Consider the following 4819-nt stretch of genomic DNA (forward strand, 5'->3'; position numbering starts at 1 on the left):
GGTTTCCCCATGTGAGAGTAGGTCATCGTCAAGATTAAATTCCGAAACCCCTATCTGCGTATGCAGGTAGGGGTTTTGTTTTTGTCCGCGGGAAATGAAATTACTGCCCCAACCGCTCCAGCGTGTGCTCCAGGGGATCCAGTGACACACAGATAAAACCATCAAGCGGTCGATTGAGTTCCTCTACCAGCAGGATGGTTGCCCCCGTCGACAGGGCACACATCAGCAATACGGCGACAATGGTGCCGTTGCAGGGTGCAAACAGGCCGAACGAACCGAAGATAATCCCCAGCCACGTCACCAGGATCACCAGCATCACCGGTGGAATCGATTGATTGGCCTGCAGCAGGGTCAGCCAGCGGGCGGCAAACACGGTGTCCATGTCTTGCAATGCCTTGGCTTTGAGCGCGCGCTGATCATCGTTGCCGGGCGTCAGTGACTCGACCTGGCGTTGCAGGCCTTCGGAGCGACGGATCACTTCTGGGCTATCGAGTTTTTCAATCTGACGGTGATCGCGGGTCGCGAGCACCTGGGTGACTTCGGCGTAGTTGTGCTTGAGCTCGGTGCGGATGCCCTGGGTGTCGGGGCCGTAGCGGGCCAGCAAGCGGTCGAATTGAACCACTTTCGCCGCCGCGCCCTCCAGTTCGGCATTGGCCGTATCGAAGGTGCCTTTGGCAGAGGAAACGAGCAGGCCGAGGACCAGCGCCGACATCGTTGCAATGAGGCCGGTGGCCAGCTTCACCACCGCCACGGAGTCATCGCTCAGATGATGGCTCGGTAATCGCTCCCTCACGTACGAGCCCATCAGTGCGCTGGCGGACAGGCAGGCGAAAACGATGAGAGCGATCACCACGTCATTCAAATTCAACCTCCGTTGACGCTGTCCTCCAAGGGGAGATATCTACTGGTACTTGATCACGATACCTTTGAGCTTGCGTCCCTCGATGGTCCTCACATCGCGTGCCCACAGCGGCCCGCTGGCATAGGCACCCACCGCTTGAATGTGGTCATAGACGACCACCACGGCGTCGCCACCGAGTTTGGCGGACTCTTCCCGCAGCTTCTGTTCGACTTCGGTAATCGGCGGGGCAGGGTCGATGCTGGCGTCGATCAACACTTCACCCAGGCGCACATGTGGGCGCAGAGGCTCCGAGCGCAGCACGACAACCTGGTCCGGCGATGTCGGTGCCGGATGTTCTACACCGACATAGGCGGTGGTCTGTGCATCGACAGTGGCGCAACCATTGAGGGTCAGCAGGCTGGCGATCATTCCACCGGCCAGTAGCAAGAGCTTGCAACGGGTGGGCCAGGACGCGTCGTGGGCCAGCATAGTGGGTATCCTCCTCAGGTTCGCTGCTATCCGTATGGCTAGTTGACGGTAGCAGACAGGCCGGGAGTTGCCAGAAAGCCCAACCTTTTCAGGTCGGGCTTTTTTGTGCCTTCAATACTCTCGATCGACCAAGGCCTTTCACTGATCCTTTTCGCAATTGACCATCCACGACACACCAAAACGGTCGACCAGCATGCCGAAGCGTGCTGCCCAGAACGTGGTTTCCAGTGGCATTTGCACAGAGCCACCGTCCGCCAGCGCATTGAAGACCCGTTCGGCCTCGGCAATGCTGTCGACGTTGAGTGAGATCGAGCAACCACTCATGCCCTGGACGGGACGATCCGGAGTGGTGTCCGACCCCATGATCGCCTGATCGCCCACGATCAGGCGGGTATGGATGATCAGGTTGTGCAGATCCGTGGGGACATGCTCACCGGCAGGCGTTTCGCCGAAGGTCATCATGGCTTCGATCTGGCCTTGCAGGCACTGCGCGTAGAACGTGAAGGCCGCTTTGCAGTCGCCGTTGAAGATAAGGTAGGGATTGATTTTCATGGTCGGCTCCAGGTGCTCGAGTACATACATCGGTTTGGACGCCGGTTTTTTCGGCGAATTCCGATTGTGTCGAGCCGACAAGCAAAGCGCTAAATCTTCGTCGAAGCTTGTGTTTCTTTAGATGTTTTTTCAATAGGACGCGCCAGGCTTATTGCCTCCGGCACACGCCGTGGCGCAAGCACACGTTCGATGGCGCCGCTGACCATGCTCTCGAGCAGCTCCTCACGTTCCTGCTCGTCCAGCACATGGGGTGTCAGCCAGCTGGGAGCACTGTTGAGCAGGGCGCCAATGGCATGCCCGGCGGCCAGCAGGCCTTGCTCGCTGAAACGGGACTTGGCGCCCAGCATCCTCAGCAACGTGCGTTCGTATTGCTCGCGCAATTGCCGGACCCGATCCTGTTGCTCTTCGTTCAGGCAACCGCTGTCGCGCTCCACCAGGCGGAAATGCCAGGGCATCTCCCGATGCAGATTCAGATGGGCGCGGATCAGACTGTTGAGTTTGTCGCGCTTGCCTGGGGCCTTTTGCTGGATACGTCCCAGGGTGGCCAGCAGCTCCTCGTAGAACTCCTCGATCAGGTCGAGCAGCAGATGCTGTTTGCTGGGGTAATGGTGATACAGCGAGCCTGGGGAGAGCCCCAGGCACGTCGCGAGCTCACGCATGCCGACCTGGCCGAACCCCTTGCAGGCAAACAGCTCCAGGACCTTGTCCCGGTACTCGGCAAAACGCGAGCAACGCTCAGGCATAGGCATGGAAGCCGCGCCCCGTTTTACGTCCCAGGTAACCGGCGGCGACCATTTCCTTGAGCAACGGCGCCGGGCGATATTTGCTGTCGTTGAAACCGTCATAGAAGGCTTCAAGGATCGACAACAGAGTGTCCAGGCCAATCAGGTCCGCCAGGGCCAACGGGCCGATAGGCTGGTTGCAGCCCAGGCGCATGCCGGCGTCGATGTCTTCGGCGCTGGCCAGGCCTTCCTGGAACACCAGGATCGCTTCGTTGATCATCGGCACCAGGATCCGGTTGACCACAAAGCCCGGGCGGTTGCCGGCGGTAATTGCGGTTTTGCCGAGGGTGGTTGCCATGTCCAGCGCCAGTTGGTGGGTCGCGTCACTGGTTTGCAGGCCACGGATGACTTCGATCAGGCCCATCACCGGCACCGGGTTGAAGAAATGCAGGCCGATGAAGCGCTCAGGCTGGCTGACACTGGCGGCGAGTTGGGTGATCGACAGCGACGAGGTATTGGAGGCAATGACGCATTCGCTGCTGACTTGCGCGGCAATCTGTTGCAGCACACGCAGTTTCAGGTCGAGATTTTCCGTCGCAGCTTCAATGACCAGCTGCGCATTTTGCAGGCTGCTGTAGTCGGTGCTGGTGCGGATTTTGTCGAGAGCGGCCTGTTTCTGCTCCGGCGTCAGGGTTTCCTTGGCGATCTGCCGGTCCAGGTTTTTGCCGACCGTTGCGACGGCTTTTTGCAAAGCGCTTTCGGAAATGTCGAGCAAGGTCACGTTGAAACCGGCCATGGCGCAGACTTGGGCGATGCCGTTGCCCATGGTGCCCGCACCGATCACCCCGATGTTTTGCAGATTCATCTTCCCATCCTTCGATCAAACCCTGCGATACCTTGGCCGCGATTGCGGCCGAAGGCGTACTATTGCCGCGAGTCTAGAGCCGGCAGGGCGGTTGTCCTATGCCAAAACTGTTCAACGGCACTGATGTTTTTTGCCATTCGGGTGATGAGAGAGAAGCGAACCAATGCGGGAAAAGGACTCGGTTGCCGCCTATTTCGTGCAGGCAATGATCCATGGGCTGCGCGATGATCCGCAGCGCGTGACGGCCGTGCTCGAACAGGCGGGCATTGATCCGGCGGTCATGCACCAACCCACGGCGCGGGTGCCGGCCAATGCGTTTGCGGCGTTGTGGCTGATCCAGATCCGCGAGCTCGACGATGAGTTTTTCGGGCTCGATTCCCATGGCATGCCGCCGGGCAGTTTCGCCCTGATTTGCCGTGCCTTGATTCAGGAGCCCGATCTGCACAAGGCCATGCGTCAATGCCTGGCCAACTTCGGCTTGTTCCTGCGCGACTTTCGCGGCTCTCTGGCCGTGCGTGGCAAGCGTGCGGTCATCAGCCTCGACACCCGTTCGACAGACAACGATGCCAGTCGGTTTGGTGAAGAAACCTTCCTGGTGTTGATGATCAGTCTGCTGTGCTGGCTGGGCGGGCGGCGCATTCCCATTGACCGTGCGGACTTCCGCCATTCGCGCCTGTCGCTGGGTGACGACCGCCTGCTGTGGGGCCCCAACCTGACCTTCGGTGCCGAGCGCACCGAAATCGAATTTGCCAGCCACTACTTGCGCCTGCCCGTGGTTCAGGACCTGGCGTCGCTGAAAGTGTTTCTGCGTACCGCGCCGCAATGGCTGGTGATCCGCTTCCGCAACCAGCATGGCCTGGCATCCCAGGTTCATCAGCGCTTGCGCGGCAGTCATTACAGTCAGTGGCCGACGTTGCAGGCCTTTGCCCTGGAACAGCACCTGAGCCCCAGCACCTTCCGCCGCAAACTGGAGCGTGAAGGCTGTTCCTACCAAGAGATCAAGGACGAAGTACGCCGTGGCGTGGCCTTTGAGCAATTGCGTCAGAGCGACGCGAGCATCAGCGATATCGCTGAACAACTGGGTTTCCAGGAACCCAGCGCCTTCCATCGGGCGTTCAAGAAGTGGACCGGGGAAAGCCCCGGGCGCTATCGGGCCCGTTATCAGGGGGTGCAGGGCGCAGAGATCGCTACCCTTGTCGCAGGGGGCGCCGGGACCTGCGAATAAATCCGGGGGCCACACAACCTGTGGGAGCGGGCTTGAACTGGCCTAATAATTCCGGACACCTCTTAAGGGCGATATGATTTCGCCAACTTGGAGGTTCCATGAACGAAAGAAAGGTCTATACACGC

6 protein-coding genes are annotated in these 4819 nt (G+C 59.7%); 1 reads left to right on the plus strand and 5 read right to left on the minus strand.

The features are described 5' to 3' along the window. Positions 1-100: 100 nt before the first annotated feature. From ABIE16_RS28660 to ABIE16_RS28680, 5 genes are all read right to left on the minus strand, one after another. Entirely contained in the window at positions 101-853 is a 753-nt protein-coding gene (locus ABIE16_RS28660; protein WP_223473825.1) for a hypothetical protein, read from the minus strand. 48 nt (positions 854-901) lie between these two features. Beyond that, complete coding sequence (locus ABIE16_RS28665) at positions 902-1330, minus strand: hypothetical protein (RefSeq protein ID WP_429522462.1); 429 nt, start codon at positions 1328-1330, stop codon at positions 902-904. A 138-nt stretch (positions 1331-1468) separates the two neighbouring features. Then, entirely contained in the window at positions 1469-1882 is a 414-nt protein-coding gene (locus ABIE16_RS28670) for a VOC family protein (RefSeq protein WP_057715521.1), read from the minus strand. Positions 1883-1971: 89 nt separating this feature from the next. Continuing rightward, positions 1972-2631, minus strand: a complete 660-nt coding sequence (locus ABIE16_RS28675; protein ID WP_057715520.1) for a TetR/AcrR family transcriptional regulator — start codon at positions 2629-2631, stop codon at positions 1972-1974. Next, positions 2618-3469, minus strand: a complete 852-nt coding sequence (locus ABIE16_RS28680) for a 3-hydroxybutyryl-CoA dehydrogenase (RefSeq protein WP_057715519.1) — start codon at positions 3467-3469, stop codon at positions 2618-2620. The genes ABIE16_RS28675 and ABIE16_RS28680 overlap by 14 nt, the downstream gene beginning before the upstream one ends. 163 nt (positions 3470-3632) lie before the next feature. Between ABIE16_RS28680 and ABIE16_RS28685 the strand changes: the two genes are divergently transcribed. After that, on the plus strand, positions 3633-4694 hold the full coding sequence (locus ABIE16_RS28685) for an AraC family transcriptional regulator (protein WP_429522463.1): 1062 nt from the start codon (positions 3633-3635) through the stop codon (positions 4692-4694). The last annotated feature ends 125 nt before the right edge of the window (positions 4695-4819 follow it).

This window comes from Pseudomonas sp. 2725 (genome assembly GCF_050434585.1).
Classification (GTDB): domain Bacteria; phylum Pseudomonadota; class Gammaproteobacteria; order Pseudomonadales; family Pseudomonadaceae; genus Aquipseudomonas; species Aquipseudomonas jessenii.